Origin of the sequence: Paenibacillus pasadenensis DSM 19293 (assembly GCF_000422485.1) — a bacterium.
Taxonomy (GTDB): domain Bacteria; phylum Bacillota; class Bacilli; order Paenibacillales; family Paenibacillaceae; genus Paenibacillus_O; species Paenibacillus_O pasadenensis.
The window spans coordinates 57708-74800 of the sequence record NZ_KE383851.1; the positions used below are offsets into that span (position 1 = coordinate 57708).

General features: G+C 61.1%; 20 protein-coding genes and 1 other RNA gene. 11 read left to right on the forward strand and 10 right to left on the reverse strand.

Annotation, left to right across the window (positions count from 1 at the left end; all coding sequences use genetic code 11):
• Window positions 1–21: 21 nt before the first annotated feature.
• Both pfkA and H582_RS0117190 read left to right on the forward strand, forming a co-directional pair.
• Entirely contained in the window at window positions 22–990 is a 969-nt protein-coding gene (gene pfkA, locus H582_RS0117185) for a 6-phosphofructokinase (protein WP_028599503.1), read from the forward strand.
• Window positions 991–1012: 22 nt separating this feature from the next.
• A complete protein-coding gene (locus tag H582_RS0117190) occupies window positions 1013–1216 on the forward strand; it encodes a DUF3906 family protein (protein WP_028599504.1) in 204 nt (67 codons plus the stop codon).
• Between the two features lie 140 nt (window positions 1217–1356).
• Here H582_RS0117190 and H582_RS0117195 read toward each other — a convergent pair whose 3' ends face one another.
• From H582_RS0117195 to H582_RS0117205, 3 genes are all read right to left on the reverse strand, one after another.
• Complete coding sequence (locus H582_RS0117195; RefSeq protein WP_028599505.1) at window positions 1357–2544, reverse strand: putative glycoside hydrolase; 1188 nt, start codon at window positions 2542–2544, stop codon at window positions 1357–1359.
• 127 nt (window positions 2545–2671) lie between these two features.
• Window positions 2672–2866: a hypothetical protein gene (locus tag H582_RS0117200; protein WP_028599506.1), complete on the reverse strand. Its 195-nt coding sequence runs from the start codon at window positions 2864–2866 to the stop codon at window positions 2672–2674.
• Window positions 2867–3008: 142 nt separating this feature from the next.
• Window positions 3009–3839 (reverse strand): YitT family protein, encoded by an 831-nt coding sequence (locus H582_RS0117205; RefSeq protein ID WP_028599507.1) that lies wholly within the window; start codon window positions 3837–3839, stop codon window positions 3009–3011.
• A 170-nt stretch (window positions 3840–4009) separates the two neighbouring features.
• Here H582_RS0117205 and cshA point away from each other — a divergent pair, with 170 nt between their 5' ends.
• Window positions 4010–5647 (forward strand): degradosome RNA helicase CshA, encoded by a 1638-nt coding sequence (cshA, locus tag H582_RS0117210; RefSeq protein ID WP_028599508.1) that lies wholly within the window; start codon window positions 4010–4012, stop codon window positions 5645–5647.
• A gap of 189 nt (window positions 5648–5836) precedes the next feature.
• Here cshA and yjcZ read toward each other — a convergent pair whose 3' ends face one another.
• Complete coding sequence (gene yjcZ, locus H582_RS31145; RefSeq protein ID WP_084137398.1) at window positions 5837–5947, reverse strand: sporulation protein YjcZ; 111 nt, start codon at window positions 5945–5947, stop codon at window positions 5837–5839.
• A gap of 165 nt (window positions 5948–6112) precedes the next feature.
• On the opposite strand from yjcZ, the gene H582_RS0117220 reads away from it, so the two are divergent.
• From H582_RS0117220 to H582_RS0117225, 3 genes are all read left to right on the forward strand, one after another.
• Entirely contained in the window at window positions 6113–6892 is a 780-nt protein-coding gene (locus tag H582_RS0117220; protein WP_028599509.1) for a YesL family protein, read from the forward strand.
• Window positions 6893–6936: 44 nt separating this feature from the next.
• Window positions 6937–7122, forward strand: a non-coding RNA gene (gene ssrS / locus H582_RS31150) — 6S RNA.
• Window positions 7123–7237: 115 nt separating this feature from the next.
• On the forward strand, window positions 7238–7627 hold the full coding sequence (locus tag H582_RS0117225) for a DUF1499 domain-containing protein (RefSeq protein WP_028599510.1): 390 nt from the start codon (window positions 7238–7240) through the stop codon (window positions 7625–7627).
• 55 nt (window positions 7628–7682) lie between these two features.
• On the opposite strand, the gene tpx is transcribed toward H582_RS0117225, so the two are convergent.
• On the reverse strand, window positions 7683–8195 hold the full coding sequence (gene tpx, locus H582_RS28220) for a thiol peroxidase (protein WP_043111525.1): 513 nt from the start codon (window positions 8193–8195) through the stop codon (window positions 7683–7685).
• Window positions 8196–8298: 103 nt separating this feature from the next.
• On the opposite strand from tpx, the gene H582_RS0117240 reads away from it, so the two are divergent.
• Complete coding sequence (locus H582_RS0117240; protein ID WP_028599511.1) at window positions 8299–8931, forward strand: rhomboid family intramembrane serine protease; 633 nt, start codon at window positions 8299–8301, stop codon at window positions 8929–8931.
• Between the two features lie 155 nt (window positions 8932–9086).
• On the opposite strand, the gene H582_RS0117245 is transcribed toward H582_RS0117240, so the two are convergent.
• The gene (locus H582_RS0117245; protein ID WP_043111552.1) at window positions 9087–9752 is read right to left on the reverse strand and encodes a zinc metallopeptidase; all 666 of its coding nucleotides are present in this window, start codon (window positions 9750–9752) and stop codon (window positions 9087–9089) included.
• A 42-nt stretch (window positions 9753–9794) separates the two neighbouring features.
• On the reverse strand, window positions 9795–10232 hold the full coding sequence (locus H582_RS0117250; protein ID WP_028599513.1) for a MerR family transcriptional regulator: 438 nt from the start codon (window positions 10230–10232) through the stop codon (window positions 9795–9797).
• Between the two features lie 429 nt (window positions 10233–10661).
• Between H582_RS0117250 and H582_RS0117255 the strand changes: the two genes are divergently transcribed.
• A complete protein-coding gene (locus H582_RS0117255; protein ID WP_373864127.1) occupies window positions 10662–11996 on the forward strand; it encodes an ammonium transporter in 1335 nt (444 codons plus the stop codon).
• Between the two features lie 9 nt (window positions 11997–12005).
• On the opposite strand, the gene H582_RS32965 is transcribed toward H582_RS0117255, so the two are convergent.
• On the reverse strand, window positions 12006–12248 hold the full coding sequence (locus H582_RS32965) for a hypothetical protein (RefSeq protein WP_228551933.1): 243 nt from the start codon (window positions 12246–12248) through the stop codon (window positions 12006–12008).
• On the opposite strand from H582_RS32965, the gene H582_RS0117260 reads away from it, so the two are divergent.
• Window positions 12150–13124 (forward strand): DUF294 nucleotidyltransferase-like domain-containing protein, encoded by a 975-nt coding sequence (locus H582_RS0117260; RefSeq protein WP_228551842.1) that lies wholly within the window; start codon window positions 12150–12152, stop codon window positions 13122–13124. The two genes, H582_RS32965 and H582_RS0117260, sit on opposite strands and share 99 nt — an antisense overlap.
• Before the next feature lie 19 nt (window positions 13125–13143).
• A complete protein-coding gene (locus H582_RS0117265; protein ID WP_028599516.1) occupies window positions 13144–13878 on the forward strand; it encodes an exonuclease domain-containing protein in 735 nt (244 codons plus the stop codon).
• On the opposite strand, the gene H582_RS28225 is transcribed toward H582_RS0117265, so the two are convergent.
• Window positions 13852–14322, reverse strand: coding sequence for a M67 family metallopeptidase (locus tag H582_RS28225; RefSeq protein WP_043111526.1), 471 nt, complete (start codon window positions 14320–14322; stop codon window positions 13852–13854). The two genes, H582_RS0117265 and H582_RS28225, sit on opposite strands and share 27 nt — an antisense overlap.
• 109 nt (window positions 14323–14431) lie before the next feature.
• Here H582_RS28225 and H582_RS0117275 point away from each other — a divergent pair, with 109 nt between their 5' ends.
• Window positions 14432–14998 (forward strand): TlpA family protein disulfide reductase, encoded by a 567-nt coding sequence (locus H582_RS0117275; RefSeq protein WP_028599517.1) that lies wholly within the window; start codon window positions 14432–14434, stop codon window positions 14996–14998.
• 286 nt (window positions 14999–15284) lie between these two features.
• Here H582_RS0117275 and cimA read toward each other — a convergent pair whose 3' ends face one another.
• Entirely contained in the window at window positions 15285–16904 is a 1620-nt protein-coding gene (gene cimA / locus H582_RS0117280; protein WP_028599518.1) for a citramalate synthase, read from the reverse strand.
• Window positions 16905–17093 lie beyond the last annotated feature (189 nt).

Below are 17093 nucleotides of genomic sequence, written 5' to 3' on the forward strand. Positions count from 1 at the left end.
TGCGTCATTGGAGGACCTACTATGTCAGCAGTCAAATCCATTGCCGTCCTTACGAGCGGCGGAGATTCCCAGGGGATGAACGCGGCGGTGCGCGCTGTCGTGCGCAGCGCCCTTTATCACGGCCTGGACGTATACGGCGTGCAGCGCGGCTATCAAGGACTGATCAACGACGATCTGCGTCCGATGGACCTGCGCAGCGTCGGCGACATCATCCAGCGCGGCGGCACGATCCTGCAGACGGCCCGCTGCAAGGAGTTCATGACTCCCGAGGGCCAGCAAAAGGGCGCCGAGGTGCTGCGCGAGCGCGGCATCGACGGCCTCGTCGTCATCGGCGGCGACGGCTCGTACCAAGGAGCCAACAAGCTGAGCAAGCTCGGCATCAAGACGATGGGCCTGCCGGGCACGATCGACAACGACATTCCGTTCACGGACTTCACGATCGGATTCGACACGGCGGTGAGCATCGTCGTCGACGCCATCAACAAGCTGCGCGATACGATGACGTCCCATGAGCGCTCCTCGATCGTCGAGGTCATGGGCCGCCACTGCGGCGACATCGCCCTGTACGCGGGCCTGGCGAGCGGAGCGGAGACGATCCTCGTGCCGGAGGTGCCGTACGATCTGGACGAAGTCTCCCGCCGCATGCAGGACAATTTCCGCCACGGCAAGCGCCACAGCATCATTATCGTCGCTGAAGGCGCCGGCAAGGGCCAGGACGTCGCCGACCATATCACGAGCTGCTGCGGCATCGACCCTCGCGTCACGGTGCTGGGCCACATCCAGCGCGGCGGCTCTCCGACCCACAACGACCGCGTGCTGGCGAGCCAGCTCGGCGACTTCGCCGTGCGCCAGCTGATGGCGGGCGAGTCGGCCAAGTCCTGCGGCATCATCAAGGGCGAGCTGACGGCGACGGACATCGACCTGGTCGTCAACACCAAGAAGCCGTTCAACATGGACCTGTACAACCTGGCCCTTCGCCTGTCCCAATAAGCCGCAGAGGAGGGCGAGCCCCTTGTTCCTGTACAAAATCGAGCTGCAGCTGCCGGAAGGCAAGCAGGCGCATCTGATCGTGCTCGCGGCGAGCGACGAGAAGGCGTTCTCCTACGTCGAAAGCCATGCGCAGCGCCATTTCCTGCATACCCCCGAGCTTCAGTCGATCGCCATCGTCGAGAAGAAGCGGCCCGAGCCGGGCAGCGGCTATCTGATCGAAGGCTGATCCGCTTCGCGCGCCGAGCGGCCGCGGCGTCCACCATGGACGCCGCGGCCGCTTTTTTTGGCTTGGCGCGGCAAAAAAAGCGGGAGGAGGCAGGTTTCCCTGCCGCCTCCCGCTCGCAATAAAGGCGGATGAGTCCGGCGTTACTTATAATTCGCTTCCGTGTAGTTGTTGCCCGCGTTCCAGAGCAGGTATTCCTTGACGCCCGTGTCGTGGAGCGCCTTGATCTGCGCCTCGACCTCGGCCTTGCCGTACTTGATGTAGTTGCCCTTGCCGAGCCAGCTCGCCGTGAAGTCTTGAATCCAAGGGCGGATGACCGGCTTGAAGCTGCCGATCGGATCGAGCTTCTTGTGCGTATCGACCATCGAGCCCTTGATGACGTCGTACGGCTTCGTATCCGGCGCCTTGGCGCCGTACCAGCCGGTCGAATAGTGGCTCGGGTAGACCATCGGACTGATGACGTCGACATATTTCGAGATTTTGACGAAGTCCTGGCCGATGCCCTCGGCAGCCGGGACGGAGGCGGCGTAGCCGAAGATGTCGACCGAGACGCGGACGCCGAGATCGGCCATCTGCTCCCGCGCGTACTTGACGAATCCGGCGACCGCGTCGACGCGGCTGATGTCGGTCTTCTCATACTTGAGCGAGTCGGCTTTTTTCTCGAAGCCTTCCGGAAAGCGCACGTAATCGAACTGGATTTCCTTGAAGCCGAACTTGACCGCTTCCTTGGCGACGGCGATGTTGTAGTCCCAGACTTCCTTGGAATAAGGGTTGACGAAGCTGTCGCCCTTGCCGTTCTTCCAGACGCTGCCGTCTCCGCGCACGAAGCTCAGCTCCGGATTTTTCGCCGCGAGCACCGTATCCTTGAAGACGACGATACGGGCGATCGGATACACTTTATGCTGCTCGAGCGTCTTCATGAGGCCCGGGAGATCCTTGATGTATTTCTTGGCCGTGCCCATCTCCAGCAGCTCGGGATTGTCGGTCGGGTAGGTGATGTAGCCGTAGTCGTCCTTGATGTCGACGACCATGCTGTTGAGCTCCGTCCGGTCGAGCAGCGAGAGCAGCTTCTCCAGCCGCGCGCCGCCGGCGCTGTGCGCCGTCGCGTAGATGCCTTTGACCTCGGGCGCGTCCGGCTGCGGATCCTTCTTGACGAACTCGCCGCCGGCGTCCGGAGCCTTGACCTCCGCGGCCGGCATCGCGATCACCGGCTTGCCCGCGGCCGCGTTCACATAGGACGCCATCATCTGATGAGAGGCGTCCGACTCCGGACCGGTCCCGCCCGACATCAGCTGCATCAGCAGCAGCATCGTTGAATACACCATTTCCATTCTGTTCTCTCCCTATGTACTCTTCTCATGAAATTATAAAACAAGATCCGACAAGCTGACACAAGAAATTTCAGCTAAAAAAGGCCCGCCTGGCGGCGGGCCCTCGGCCTTCTCGGATCGAGAAGGGTCAATGCAGAAGCGTCAGCTTCTGGTATTCGCAAATGCTGTGCTGCACGATCTCCATCGCGTCAGACGGCTCCAGCACGGACAGTCCGTCCCGGAGGACAATCTTGAGATCAAGCTCATGCGCCGTAAGGAAGGAATGAAGCTCAGGCGCCAGCTTTTCCACAATCCTCGAAAGTTTGACCGTTTCCACTTCCACCTTGCATCACCCTTTCTCATTCAGATAACAGGGCAGAACGCTGGGCATGAAACAATGAACTACGGGATAGCTCCAGTATACTCCAATGCGGAGGAGGAAGAAAGGGAAGGGGCCACAAATCCGCTTCCGCCTCTTCCTCCGGTCAGCCGTTGCGCCGGAAATCGCCCATGACGCCGACCGTCTCCACGATATTCACGAACGCCTTCGGATCGAGGCGCCGGACCATCCGCTTCAGCTCGTCGAGCTCGTAGCGGGTCGTCACCGTCATCAGCATGTCGCGCTCCTCGGAGGAGAAGGCGCCTCTCGTCTTGACGATCGTCACGCCGCGCGGACGGGAGAGCATCTGCTTCAGCAGCTCCTCCGTCTTCTGCGTCACGATGAAGGCCGTCACCTTGAGGTGGCGGATATGGACGAGGTCGACGACTTTCCCGGCGGTGAAGATGGAGATCAGCGAGTAGAGCGCGATGTCCCAGTTGCCGGTGAAGACGACGAGGATGCCGATGACGAGGCCGTTGAGGATGAAGATCATCATGCCGACGGGGAGGTCGCGGCTGCGGCTGACGATCGACGCGATGATGTCGAAGCCGCCGGACGAGCCTCCGGCGCGCAGGCAGAGGCCGGTCCCGAATCCGAGCAGCAACCCGCCGAATACCGAGGCGAGCAGGATGTCCTGCGCGACCGGCTGGACAGGGATGAGCTGCATGAAGGCGCTGGCGGCGACGACGGAGTAGCTGCTCCAGAAGACGAAGCGGCGGCCGAGCGTGAACCAGCCCCAGGCGAGCACCGGAACGTTGAGCGCCAGGTACAGCCAGCCGATGTTGCTGCCGGTCAGGTAGCCGATCATCATGGAGATGCCGGAGATGCCCCCGCTCAGCAGCTGCTCCGGAATCAGGAGGATATTGAAGGCGGCCGCGATGAGCATCGAGCCGGCCGTAACGGCCAGCCAGGAGGCCAATGCTTGGTAAGGCTTCATGCTTCCTCCGTTTCCGCCGCCGGAGGCTTGTCCCCTGGGCGGCCGTTCCCTTTGCATACGCCCGTAGTATGGCTGTTTGCCTGCGACTGGTATTCACCAGGTTCTTTGTGCTATACTTAACAGGATATTTTTGAAGCGAGCTTCGCAAAGAGAAGGAGTTTGAATAAGATTTGAAAACATTTGCTGAATTTGGCCTCGACGCTAAGGTGTTGCAGGCAATTACGGAGCTGGGATTCGAGGAATCCACGGCAATTCAAGATAAGGCCATCCCGATCGCCCTCGCAGGCACCGATCTCATCGGCCAGGCCCAGACGGGCACAGGCAAGACCGCAGCCTTCGGCATCCCCCTCATCAACAACATTCCGACGACCGAGGATCGCATCGTTGCGCTCATCATGACGCCTACCCGCGAGCTGGCCATCCAGGTCGCCGAGGAGATCGGCAAGCTTTCCCGCTTCAAGGGCATCCGTTCCCTTCCGATCTACGGCGGACAAGAGATCGGCCGCCAGATCCGCGCGCTCAAGAAGCGTCCGCAGATCATCATCGGCACCCCGGGCCGTCTGCTCGACCACATCAACCGCAAGACGATCAAGCTTGACGACGTCCAGCACGTCGTGCTTGACGAGGCGGACGAAATGCTCGACATGGGCTTCATGGAGGACATCACGTCCATTCTGAGCCTCGTGCCGGAGCAGCGCCAGACGATGCTCTTCTCGGCGACGATGCCTCCGAACATCCAGCGTCTCGCCCAGCAGTTCCTCAAAAATCCCGAGCATGTCTCGGTCATCCCTAAACAGGTTACCGCTCCGACGATCGACCAGGCCTACATCGAAGTGCACGAGCGTCAGAAGTTCGACGCCCTGAGCCGCTTGCTCGATATGGAAAGCCCAGAGCTGGCGATCATCTTCGGCCGCACGAAGCGCCGCGTCGACGAGCTGAGCGAAGCGCTGCAAAAGCGCGGCTACTCCGCGGACGGCCTGCATGGCGACCTGAGCCAGAACCAACGCGACAACGTCATGCGCAAGTTCCGCGACGGCAGCATCGACGTGCTCGTCGCGACGGACGTCGCGGCTCGCGGCCTCGACGTATCCGGCGTGACGCATGTCATCAACTTCGACCTCCCGCAAGATCCGGAGAGCTATGTCCACCGCATCGGCCGTACGGGCCGCGCCGGCAAGGAAGGCACGGCATGGAGCTTCGTGACGCCGCGCGAGACGGATCACCTGCACTTCATCGAGAAGGTGACGCGCCAGCGCATCTCCAAGAAGCCGGTTCCGTCCATCGCGGAGGCGATCGAGGGCAAGCAGCGCATCACGGCGGAGCGCATCATCGAGATCGTGCAGACGGACAGCTTCCAAGAGTACAAGGGCATCGCCATCCAGCTGCTGGAGCAGTACGACTCCGTCAATGTGCTCGCTTCGGCGATCAAGCTGATCACCGGCGAGAAGAAGGACGTCAGCATCGAGCTGACGCCGGAAGATCCGATCCGCGCCAAAAAGCGCCGTCCGGATGTACGTTCGAGCGGTCGCCGCTTTACGGGCAGCGGCTACGGCGGCAATCGCGGCGGCACTGGCGGCGGTACTGGCGGCGGTACTGGAGGCAGCGGCAGCGCTCCTCGTGGACGCAGCGGATACGGCAGCGGCAGCAGCAGCTACGGCGGCAATCGCGGCGGCAGCCGTGACGGCTACAAGCCGAGAGGCGAGGGCGGCCGCAGCTACGAAAGCCGCGGAGAGAACCGCGGCAACAGCGGCAGCGGCGGCGGCGACCGTCGTCCCAAGTTCTCCTCGGACGACTTCGTCAACCAATAATCCTGCACGATGCGTCTAGACGAAAAGCCGGGACAACCGCATTTGCGGCCATCCCGGCTTTTCGTTTGCAAAGAAGAAGGTGCATCGCCGTTTCATGCCTAGCCCCGATCCAGCGGAGTCGCCTTCCGGACCGAGCTTATCCTGCCTGGCAGGAGTCCCGTAGTCCGGTCTCGGTCGGCATCCGTCGGATCAGTACCAGAATGCACGTGTGATGATGACCAGAAGAATGAACAGGACCAGAATGGCTCCCGTGCTGTATCCGCCGAAGCCGCCACCGAATCCTCCGTAAGCTGCGCCCATATCGACACCTCCTATGAAATGGATTGATTTGGGTGAAGCTGATGTCAGTGTATGCGGGGGACAGTTGTACGGACAGGACGAATGCCCGGTCTCGATATAGTTGGGCTTCTGCTGCGATACGCGGTATAATAGAAGCAATAGTCAGCTGGGGGGAATGAGTACGACATGGAAATGAGAGGCATTATGGGCGGCTTCTACCGCCTTTCCGAATGGATCATGAGGCTTGCGGTCATCAATCTGCTGTGGGTCGTCTGCTCCTTTCCGTTTGCGTTTTTGGTGCTGACCGCATTCCTTTCCACGGGGATCGAAGATGTCGACGTTGCGGCAAGCTTTTTCAGCTGGATGTTCCTCGCGCTCGTCGTCGCCCCGTTCACGCTGTTCCCGGCGACGTCCGCGATGTTCGGCGTCGCGCGCAAGTGGGTCATGGGCGACCTGGACGTGCCTCTGTTCAAGACCTTTTTCCGGACCTACAAGGAAAACTATGTGCAGAGCATGGTCGGCGGCATCTTGTATGCGCTTCTATTCGCCATCATGATCGTCGATTACCGGGTATATATGAACAATCCGAGCCTGCAGCTCGTCTCGTACATCTTCATCGGCCTGATGCTGCTGCTGTCGATCTCGGTGTTCAATTTCTTCTCGATGGTCGTGCATTATCACATGAAGACGTTCCAGCTGCTCAAAAATGCGATCCTCATCACGATCGGGCGGCCGCTGCGCTCGTTCTCCACGGCGATCGTGGCCGGGTTCATCCTGTATATCAGCTTCACGAAGATCACGTTCCTGATCCCGTTTTTCATGGGCAGCTTGATCGCTTACTTCGCATTCTGGAACTTCTACCTCGTCTACCAGAAGGTGCAGTCCCAGCTGGAGGAGAAGAATCGGCTCGCCGCGGAAGAAGCCGACGTCGTGGATACGGAGCTTGGAGAGGGCGCCAAAAAATAAAGCGGCGAATTTTACTTTTGCGGCCGCAAGGCTTATAATAGCTATACATCCTGCGATGCTCGTTACGGCTTTAAATTGTTTTGAACCAATGGCTGTTTCCCGGGAGTTCAACATCGATGTGCGGCTGACACGCCTTCATTTCATGGAGGATCTCAAAGGCAGATCTGCGGACACCCACCTGCGAGAGCGGGTTCAGAAACAAGCAAGCCGGACGGCATCGCGGGACTTAATTCTAGAGTTCAAGACGACTCTGACAGCTGTCAGAGCCTTTTTTTTGAAACGGCATGCCTGATGCCGACATACGAGCCACACCCTTATACATAGAGGTCGGAGGGGGAATCATCCTTGCTGAAACGGACGCTTTTCGGTTTGCTGCGCAGCTTCGAGCAGTCGGGGGACAAGGCGAAGGATCCGCTGCTCAAGTCCCATTACTACAAGCTCTCCAAGGACAAGGCTTTTGACGAGGTTCTAAGCACGCTCAAGAAGATGCAGGGCTACAAGGTGCTGCATGACGTGCCGTCGGTCGGCGAGATCGTACTGGAGAAGCGGACCGTCACGGGCCGGACGATGGACATCACCGTCTCGGTCATCGGTACGGGACCCGTCACATCCGCGGTCGATATCTACTCCGCCTCGCGGGGCTCCCTCGGGGATCTCGGCGCCAATTACCGGGTCATCCTCGATATTTACCGCACCCTGGACAAAAAGCTGGCGGCCGTCAAGACGACCTCCTGAACAAGCAAAAAGCGAGCGAAGGACATCGTCCCTGCTCGCTTTTCTGTTCCTGGCGCTACAGCAGCGCGCGCACCGCTTCGACAGCGGCTTCGTAATTCGGATGCTCGGTCATCTCGCCGAGCACCTCGACATAACGGATCGTGTCGTCGGCGTCGAGAACGAAGATCGAACGCATGTCGAGGCCGAATTCCTTGATGTAGACGCCGTAGGCTTGGCCGAACTCATTGCCCTTGTAGTCGGAAAGAAGGACGACTTTGTCGATGCCCGCCGCTCCGCACCAGCGCGCCTGGGCGAAAGGCAAGTCCGCGCTCACCGTCAGCACGGCCACGTTGTCGCCGAGCTTCGCGGCTTCCTCGTTGAAGCGGCGGGTCTGGGCGTCGCATACGCCGGTGTCGATGCTCGGCACGACGCTGATCAGCTTGATCTTGCCTGCATAATCGCCGAGCGTGGCCGTGTCCACGAGCGATTTGTTGAGGGTGAATGCAGGGGCTTTGTCGCCTGCCTGAAGCTGCGGGCCGACCAGCGTGATCGGGTTGCCCTTGAAGCTTGCTTGACGTTCTTGAGCCATCTGATATGTCCTCCTTCATTTGCAACAATGGAATAGGAAATGCCTTCTCATTATAAACATTCGCCAACCCGGTTGTCCAATCGGGAAAGAAGGGGAGAGCCTCATGATTTTCCTGCGCTACGAAAGCTTTCGGGGATACCTGAAGTCGTATCCCGTCACGTCGATCCTGATCGCGCTGAACTTGATCCTGTTCGCCGGCCAGCTGCTGACGAACGACCGCCTCACCTACGATCTGATGTTCATCCAGTGGCAGGATCAGCCCGGCTATGCCGACAATGCCTTCGGCCTCCAGGAGCCGTGGAGGTACATCACCTCGATTTTCGTGCACGGCAGCCTGCAGCATCTGTTCTTCAACCTGTTCGCCTTGCTCGTTTTCGCTCCGCCGCTGGAGCGGCTTATCGGCGCCTGGCGCTACACGCTGCTGTACGTGCTGAGCGGCATCGCCGGGAACGTGCTGTCCGCGGTCGCGATTACCGGAGTCCAGTCGTCTCTCGGCGCGTCAGGCGCCATTTACGGCGTTTACGGCGCCTATCTGTTCATGGCGCTGCACCGCAAGGGCATGATGGACGAGAGCTCGGTCAAGACGGTCTACATGATTCTGATCCTGGGCGTCGTGTCGCTGCTGTTCTATTCCAACATCAACTGGTATGCCCATCTGGGCGGCCTCATCGGCGGCTATCTGATCTACGCCGCGATGGACAACAAGGAGCGCTACCGCCGGGCCCGCCAGCGTTGAGGCGGGGGTTGCGGCAACCCTAGCCATGCCCCCCATGCGGCGCTGATCAGCCGCGTGGGGCGTTGCAGGAGCTGGCCTCGCATAACAGCGAGTCCTGCTCCGCCAAACGAAAAGCCCCTTCCGTCTGGAGACGGAAGGGGCTTTTCGTTTGCGTGTTATTCGCGGTTGCTGAAGAAGATCATGATGTACTTGACCAGCTCCAGCAGAGAGATGAGGGCGGCCGCGACGTAGGTCAAGGCGGCGGCGTTGAGCACTTTGGATACGCCGCGCTCTTCCTCGTTGGAGATGAAGCCCTCGGATACCATCAGCTCGCGGGCGCGGCTGCTGGCGTTGAACTCGACCGGCAGCGTGATGAGCTGGAAGGCCACGGCGACCGAGAAGAAGATGATGCCGATGCCGATCAGGCCGGTCGCCTGGAACAGGAAGCCGCCGAGCAGCAGGAACGGCGCGATGCCGGAGGCGAAGTTGACGACCGGGAAGATCCGGTGGCGCAGCGTCAGCATCGGGTAGCTCACCTTATGCTGGATCGCGTGGCCGACCTCGTGGCAGGCGACCGAGATCGCCGATATGGAGCTCTCGTAGTAGACCGGCTCCGACAAGCGGACGACGCGGTGGATCGGATCGTAGTGGTCGCTCAGGCGGCCCGGAACCGGCTCGATCGGCACGTCGTACAGTCCGTTCGCGTCAAGCAAGCGGCGCGCGGCCTCGTAGCCCGTCAGGCCGCTCATCGCCTGCACCTCGGACCAGCGGTTGAACGTGCCCTTGACTCTGAACTGCGCCCAGATCGACAGAGCGAAGGCGATCAGGATCAGGAAGTCCATCGGATGAAAAAACAAGGCAATCCCTCCATCTTTCTTCGTTGGCTACATGAAATTGCCCTTGTTCAGAATCAGCATCAGCGCCTCGATGCATGCCGCGGTCTGCGGGATGAGGCGCTTGACGGCTTGGTTGGCCTGCTTCGGCTTGAGATTCTGAATGACGGGCTCAAGCTCCTTGACCTCGCGCTCGAGCTGCGTCAGATGCAGCTCGAGATCGCTGAGCCGCTGCGTGACCTGGGACACGGATGAGACCTTGGTCCAGCTGTCCAGGGCTTGCTTGATTTCGTCCAACGTATATTTTTCTTTCTTCAACTGTTCTATACGCTGGAGGCGTTCCAAGGTTTCACGACTATAGAGCCGATAATTGCCCTCGCTGCGGGCTTCGGGCTGGATCAAGCCTAGCTTCGTGTAGTAGTCGATCGTTCTGGAGCTGACCTCAGCCTGCTTGGACAATTCACCGATCTTGAGCAGTTGTTCAGCCATTTCTCCTCCACCATCCTTATCAAACCCTTGCTTCTCTATGAAAACTATGATAATCGGTAAGCCTTCATGCCGTCAAACCCAGCCGTTTCCTGTTGCCGGTCCAGCGAGGGAGAAAAGCGGGATTGTCGAGAAAGCTTACATGAAGGCTGGATGCATCGCATGACTTCTGACGGATCGGTTTTTCATCCTGCTTTCGCGGCAAAACCGAAGGATAGCCTGGGAGGATCGTCCGTTCTCGCTGAATGTGGGGGGAAAACTTAACATTCGTTACGATATGAAAGGGGAACGTTTGATATTCTTTTCGTTTCTGAAAAATAGGTTATTGTCAAAGCAGGTACTTCTGACTATAATGGCATTAAGTCTTTCATCACACGTTAGAGAACATTACATTAGGGAGTGGTCGTAGTGGTCAAAAAGATGCTGATTTCCATGAGCGCATTGCTGGTGCTTTTCCCGGCGATGGCGTTCGCAGAGGATCCTTCGGGAGCGACGCTCAACATGGGTCTAAATGCCCTGTGGGTCATGCTGGCGGCGATTCTGGTCCTGCTCATGCAAGGAGGATTCATCCTGCTGGAGACGGGCTCGACCCGCATGAAGAACGCCGGGCACGTCGCCGGCAAGACGATCTTCACGGTCGGCCTTTGCTCGCTGGTCTACTGGGCGCTCGGCTACGGCATCGCCTTCGGAGGCTCCGGCAACGACTTCTTCGGATGGGGAGACTTCTTCTTCGATCCGGCCAAGACGTCGGTCGACAACGGCCTTCCTACTACGGTCTTCTTCCTGTTCCAGCTCGCTTTCGCGGCGGTATCGCTGTCGATCGCATGGGGCGGCTTCGCGGAACGCGCCAAGCTGTCCGTATACTTGATCTTCACGATTCTGTTCACGGCTCTCATCTATCCGGTCGTCGCGCACTGGATCTGGGGCGGCGGCTTCCTTGCCCAAGACGGCGCGCAAGACTTCGCAGGCTCTACCGTCGTCCACTTGACCGGCGCCCTGGCCGCTCTGGCCGGCACGATCCTGCTCAAGCCGCGCATCGGCAAGTTCAACAAGGACGGCTCCGCCAATGAGATCCTCGGCCACAACCAAGTGTTCACGGCGCTGTCGGTCCTCATCCTGTGGGTAGGCTGGTTCGGCTTCAACGCCGGCTCCACGGTCGCGATCGGCGACGGCTTCTTCGGCTTCGTCGCCTTCAACACCCAGCTGGGCGCAGCCGGCGGCGCAGTCGCGGCGCTGCTCATCTCCTGGGCGGTGCTGGGCAAGGCGGACATCGGCACGACGCTGAACGGCGCGCTCGCCGGCCTCGTCGCCATCACAGCCTCCTGCGCGTTCGTCGATCCATGGGCGGCAGTCGTCATCGGCTTGGTCGCCGGCATTCTCGTTTTCTACAGCGTCCGCTTCTTCGAAAAAATGAAAATCGACGATCCGATCTTCGCCCTCTCCGTGCACGGCGCGGCCGGCATCTGGGGCACGCTCGCCAACGGCATCTTCGCCACGGAAGAGCTCGCCACCAAAGTCGGCGTCGGCCAAGGCGGCTTGATCGATACCGGCAGCTGGCATCAGCTGTGGGTCCAGTTCGAGAGCGTCGTCATCTGCGGCGTGTTCGTCCTCGCCGCGAGCTTCATCCTGCTCGGCATCATGAAGGCCATCATGGGCCTGCGCGTCACGGAGGAGCAGGAGATCGCCGGCCTCGACCTGAGCGAGCACGGCAACTACGGCTATCCGGAGCAGCTCAAAAAACCTTCCGGCCAGAATATCCAAGCGTAGCGAAATCTGCTACACTTCATCCAGAGCTTGGATCAGGCCAGAGGGGAGAGACGCCGCATGACAGACCCGGGTTGGCATCAGCTGCTTCACGGAATCGCCCGCGCGGAAGATTCCGCCAGCCTGCATCGCCTTCGCGAGCTTGTCCACGACCGGATGGTCGCCCGGCTGCCTCAGCAACAGACAGAGCAATTCTATGCCGAGCTGAATGACGCGCACGACGCTATGATTCGTCGCGCCATTCAGCTCGCTCAAAGCGAATTGGCGCGGCTCGGGATGGGAACTCCCCCCGCGCCTTTTGCCTATTTGTTGTTCGGGAGCGGCGGGCGCAGGGAACAGACATTGCTCAGCGATCAGGACAGCGGCATCGTTTATGGCGATTCGCCGGATGGCGAAGGCCGAGAAGAAAGCCGCCGCTATTTTGCCGCCCTGTCGGACCAGGTCGTCCAGCTGCTGCTCGGGGCGGGCTATCCGCTCTGCGAGGGCAATGTGCTGAGCAGCAATTCGGAGTGGTGCCGCCCGCTTTCGAGCTGGCAGGAGCGGCTCGGGCGCTGGTTCGACGAGCCGGCGTGGGAGCCGGTGCGCTATTTGCTGATCGTGGCGGACAGCCGCTGCGTGTTCGGCGCTCCGGAGCTCCACGAGGAGCTCATGGCCTACTTTTATCGAGACGTCATCCAACAGCCCGTCATCGTGAAGCGAATGCTGGAAAATACGATGAAGCACAAGGTGCTGCTCAATGTGTTCGGCCAGCTCCTGCGGGAGCCGTACGGCGAAGACGCGGGCAGCCTCGACATCAAATACGGCGCCTACATCCCGATGGTCAATGCCATCCGCCTGCTGGCGATCGAGGCCAACCTGCGCGAGACGGGCACGCTGGAGAGAATCCGCGCGCTCGAGGAGCAGGGGCTCGTGCAGCGCTCTGAGGCGGCGGAGTGGATTCAGACGTTCCGCCTGTTCCTGCGGCTGCGGATGATGACGACCGAGCGCATCGAGAACGGCCGGTTCACGACCAACGGCAAGCTGAGCTCGCGCAAGCTGACGAAGGAGATGGCGGAGGAGCTGAAAAGCGGCCTCAAGGTCGGCAAGAAGCTGCAGCGGCGGGTGTACCGGCATACGATGAACAGGCTCTGACGGATGGAAAGGAGTCAACATGAAGGAAAGCAAAGGCGTCAGTCGAATGTGGCAGCTGTACAAGATGGGAGGCGTCACGCCGGCCCTCGCGTCCATGCTGGGAGCGCAGAACGCGCAGCAGATGGCCTTTATGCGCTCGGTCAACCGCGACCTGCGCAAGCAGTCTCTGCTCGATACGCCATTCGACGATCTGGAGACCGTCGTATTCGACTTGGAGACGACGGGCTTCTATCCGTACAACGGAGACGAGATCATCAGCTTCGGCGCGGTGCTGCTCAAGGGAGGGGAGCCGGTCGAGGGCAAGACGTTCTACAGCCTCGTCAACCCGAAGCGCAAAGTTCCCCTCCATATCACGGAGCTGACCGGCATTACGAGCGCAATGGGCGAGGACGCGCCGGAGCTGGCCGACGTGCTGCATGATTTCATGGACTTCTGCGGGAAGCGCCTGCTCATCGCGCATGGGAGCGGGCATGACAAGCAGTTCCTGAACGCCGCCTTGTGGAGGACGTACAAATGCAATCTGACCCATCGCGTGCTCGACACGATGATGGTCGCCAAATGGCTGCAGCCTGGACGGGAATCATACGGCCTCGACGAGCTGCTGGCGGAGGAGCGCATCCCGATCACGCGCCGCCACCACGCGCTGGAGGATTGCTTTATGCAGTCGCGGCTATGGCGGACGTACCTCGGGAGGATCCGCTCGCGCAACATCCATACGCTCGGCGACCTATACGCTTATTTGAGCCAGCACTGAGCGCCGGAGGCCTTCCGGTCCGGAGGCATAAGCGGCGATTTCCGGTTCGGCGGCGTTTTCCAGCGATACGATCCACATGCCAGGCCCTTCGGCGAGTCCGAAGGGCTCTTCGGCGCGCGGGGAGCCGGTCCAAAGCGCCGCGCGGCGGTCTTCTTCCGACGGGGCGGCAGGTCCTCGAGGATGGGAGTGATAAACGGCGATCAGGCGGAGGCCGGAGCGGACGAGGCGGTAATGCGCTTCGATCCATTCGGCGGGATCGAGCCGGTAGTGGCGCAGCGGATCGGGATGGCAGTTGCGGAGCGGCAAGATGCAGGTGACGATGCCGCAAGGGTCGTCGGCCGAAGCTGCGGCTAGGCCGCATGCCTCCTGCGGCGCTGCCTGACGGCAGCGGGCGACGAGCTGGCCGAACGCCGAGGCCGAGAGCAGGTAATCGGCATTTTTCATAGCGGGCGCTCCTTTGGGGGATCATGGAAGGGACGGCCTTGAGTCGGCCTCCTCATTCATGATACCATGTCGATGACAGGAAGACGGCAGTAGCGAAGGAAGGTAGAGCATGAAAAAGGGAATGACCGTGCTGATTCTGCTGGCCGCGGTGCTGGCCGGAGGCTGGATCTGGATGGACCGGGCGGACATGCCGCTCGGCGCAGGATTGTTCTCGGGCGGCCAAGACGCCAAGCCCAAGGAAGGCTACGATGCGCCCGCGTTCTCTCTCCCCGGGCTGGACGATAAGACCTATGCGGTCGGCGGCGCTCGCGAGAAGCCGGTGCTGGTCAATTTCTGGGCCTCCTGGTGCGGCCCGTGCGACGCCGAAGCGCCGGATTTGCAGGAGCTGTTCGAGAAGTACGGCGACCGGATCGATTTTTACGGCGTCAACTCGACGGACTACGACCGCGAGCGCGACGCGCGCGCCTTCGTCGACGAGAAGAAGCTGACGTTCCCGATTCCGATGGACCGGGACGGTGTGGCTACGAAGGCGTACAAGGTCAGCAACTTCCCGACCTCGCTGCTGATCGGAACGGACGGCAAGGTGAGGGAGCGCATTACCGGCGTCATCACGAAAAAGCAGTGGGAGCAGAAGCTGGACGATCTGCTCGCGCAGCCGCGGCAGCCCGGCGCCTGAAGCCGGACGGGCAGCCGGGACGGACGGGTGAATCGGACAGCCGGATTGGACAGCCGGATTGGACAGCCGGATTGGACAGCCGGGACGGACAGTCGAATCGGACAGCCGAATGGGACAGCCGGACGGGCAGCCGGGCGGACAGTCGGAACGGGCGCTGGATCGGACCGTGGCGAGACGCTCCCGCTCGGCGGCGCGGCGGTGCGATCGAACGGCCCCTCGGGGCTCGCAGGCGCGGACACAAAAAAGGCAGCTCCCCTTGTCGGGAGCTGCCTTTTGGCATATCGAATCAATGATTGACGACGCCGGTCCGCATGCGCAGGGCATCGTCGCCGGAGCCGCTCTCCAGGCGCGCCATGCCGAGCAAGGCATAGCGGATGCTGTCGAGCAGAGCCTCCCAGCTCGCCTCGATGACGTTGCCGGATACGCCGACCGTATTCCAGCTGCTGGACAGGTCGCTGGACTCGATGAGCACGCGCACCTTGGCCGCCGTCGCGTCCTTCTCGTCGAGCACGCGTACCTTGTAGTCGGCGAGATGGATGTCGTTGATGCGCGGATAGAACGGCAGCAGCGCCTTGCGCAAGGCGTTGTCGAGCGCGTTGACGGGGCCGTTGCCCTCGGCGGCGGTATAGACGGACTCCTGGCCGACCCGCAGCTTGACGATCGCTTCGGTGACCATGCCGTGCGAGGTCTTTTCGAGGAGGATCTTGAACGACTCGACGGCGAACACCTCGTCCAGGCCGCCGAAGGCGTCGCGCAGCAGCAGCTCGAGGCTGGCGTCGGCCGCCTCGAACTGGTAGCCCTGATGCTCGAGGTCCTTGATCCGCTCCATGATCGCGCGCGTATTGTCGTTGTTGCTCGTCACGTCGAGGCCCATCTCCTGCGCCTTGGAGATGACGTTGCTCTGGCCGGCTAGCTCGGAGACGAGGATCCGCTGCTTGTTGCCGACGAGATCCGGCTCGATATGCTCGTACGTCTTGGAATCCTTGAGGATGGCCGAGACGTGGATGCCGCCCTTGTGGGCAAAGGCGGCGTTGCCGACATACGGCTGGCCGACCGGCATGCTGACGTTGGCGATCTCGCTGATGTAGCGGGCCGTAGGCGTCAGCAGCCGCAGCCGCTCGCGGCCGATGGCCGAATAGCCGAGCTTGAGCTCGAGGCTCGGCAGGATCGAGCACAGGTTGGCGTTGCCGCAGCGCTCGCCGTAGCCGTTGATCGTGCCCTGCACCTGGGTCGCGCCGGCGGCGACGGCCGCGAGCGTGTTGGCGACGGCCAGCTCGCAGTCGTTATGCGTATGGATGCCGAGCGGGGCGTCGATCTCGGAGCGGACGCGGCTCACGATATCGGAGATCTCGCCGGGCATCGTGCCGCCGTTGGTGTCGCACATGACGAGCCAGTCGGCGCCGGCCTCGCGCGCGCGCCGCAGGACGGCGAGGGCATAGTCGGGATTGTGCTTGAAGCCGTCGAAAAAATGCTCCGCGTCAAAGATCGCCTCGAGGCCGCGCTGCTTGAGGAAGGCGATGGAGTCGAAGATCATGGACAGGTTCTCCTCCAGCGTCGTGCCGAGCGCCGTGTGCACGTGGAAGTCCCAGGACTTGCCGACGAGCGTGGCCGCCTGCACGCCGGACTCCGCGATCCGCAGCAGGCTCGCGTCCTGCTCGGCGACGCTGTGCTTGCGCCTCGTGCTGCCGAAGGCGGTGATCTTGGCGTTCAGGCCTAGCTTCTGCACGCGCTGGAAAAACTCGATGTCCTTGCTGTTGCTGCCCGGGTTGCCGCCTTCGATATAATGGACCCCAAGCTCATCCAGCTTGAGGGCGATCTTGAGCTTGTCGTCGGCGGAGAGGCTGATGCCCTCGCCTTGGGTGCCGTCCCGTAAGGTCGTGTCGAAGATGGAGATGGCTTGGCTCATAGACGAACGAATCCCCCTTTGATGTGTTGCCGCATTCATGCGCAGAAGTATTGGGTGAAAGATTACTTTATTATAACACCGCGGCTGCGCAGGATAGAAGAGAAAGTGCAATTTTTCCTCGCGGTTGACCCTCGGGAAGGGCGGGGGTATGCTTCTAGTACAAGGACGAGGACTGCGGAAAAGGAGGCG

What these genes read in the sequence shown, in the direction of transcription:
- H582_RS28225 (WP_043111526.1), bottom strand. Translation starts at nt 14,322, where the DNA reads ATGAAAAATGCCGATTACCTGCTCTCGGCCTCGGCGTTCGGCCAGCTC.
- H582_RS0117195 (WP_028599505.1), bottom strand. Translation starts at nt 2,544, where the DNA reads ATGGAAATGGTGTATTCAACGATGCTGCTGCTGATGCAGCTGATGTCG.
- H582_RS0117220 (WP_028599509.1), top strand. Translation starts at nt 6,113, where the DNA reads ATGGAAATGAGAGGCATTATGGGCGGCTTCTACCGCCTTTCCGAATGG.
- H582_RS0117255 (WP_373864127.1), top strand. Translation starts at nt 10,662, where the DNA reads ATGAGCGCATTGCTGGTGCTTTTCCCGGCGATGGCGTTCGCAGAGGAT.
- H582_RS0117240 (WP_028599511.1), top strand. Translation starts at nt 8,299, where the DNA reads ATGATTTTCCTGCGCTACGAAAGCTTTCGGGGATACCTGAAGTCGTAT.
- H582_RS0117275 (WP_028599517.1), top strand. Translation starts at nt 14,432, where the DNA reads ATGAAAAAGGGAATGACCGTGCTGATTCTGCTGGCCGCGGTGCTGGCC.
- H582_RS0117205 (WP_028599507.1), bottom strand. Translation starts at nt 3,839, where the DNA reads ATGAAGCCTTACCAAGCATTGGCCTCCTGGCTGGCCGTTACGGCCGGC.
- H582_RS0117250 (WP_028599513.1), bottom strand. Translation starts at nt 10,232, where the DNA reads ATGGCTGAACAACTGCTCAAGATCGGTGAATTGTCCAAGCAGGCTGAG.
- H582_RS0117265 (WP_028599516.1), top strand. Translation starts at nt 13,144, where the DNA reads ATGAAGGAAAGCAAAGGCGTCAGTCGAATGTGGCAGCTGTACAAGATG.
- tpx (WP_043111525.1), bottom strand. Translation starts at nt 8,195, where the DNA reads ATGGCTCAAGAACGTCAAGCAAGCTTCAAGGGCAACCCGATCACGCTG.
- yjcZ (WP_084137398.1), bottom strand. Translation starts at nt 5,947, where the DNA reads ATGGGCGCAGCTTACGGAGGATTCGGTGGCGGCTTCGGCGGATACAGC.
- H582_RS0117260 (WP_228551842.1), top strand. Translation starts at nt 12,150, where the DNA reads ATGGTCGCCCGGCTGCCTCAGCAACAGACAGAGCAATTCTATGCCGAG.
- H582_RS0117245 (WP_043111552.1), bottom strand. Translation starts at nt 9,752, where the DNA reads ATGGACTTCCTGATCCTGATCGCCTTCGCTCTGTCGATCTGGGCGCAG.
- cimA (WP_028599518.1), bottom strand. Translation starts at nt 16,904, where the DNA reads ATGAGCCAAGCCATCTCCATCTTCGACACGACCTTACGGGACGGCACC.
- pfkA (WP_028599503.1), top strand. Translation starts at nt 22, where the DNA reads ATGTCAGCAGTCAAATCCATTGCCGTCCTTACGAGCGGCGGAGATTCC.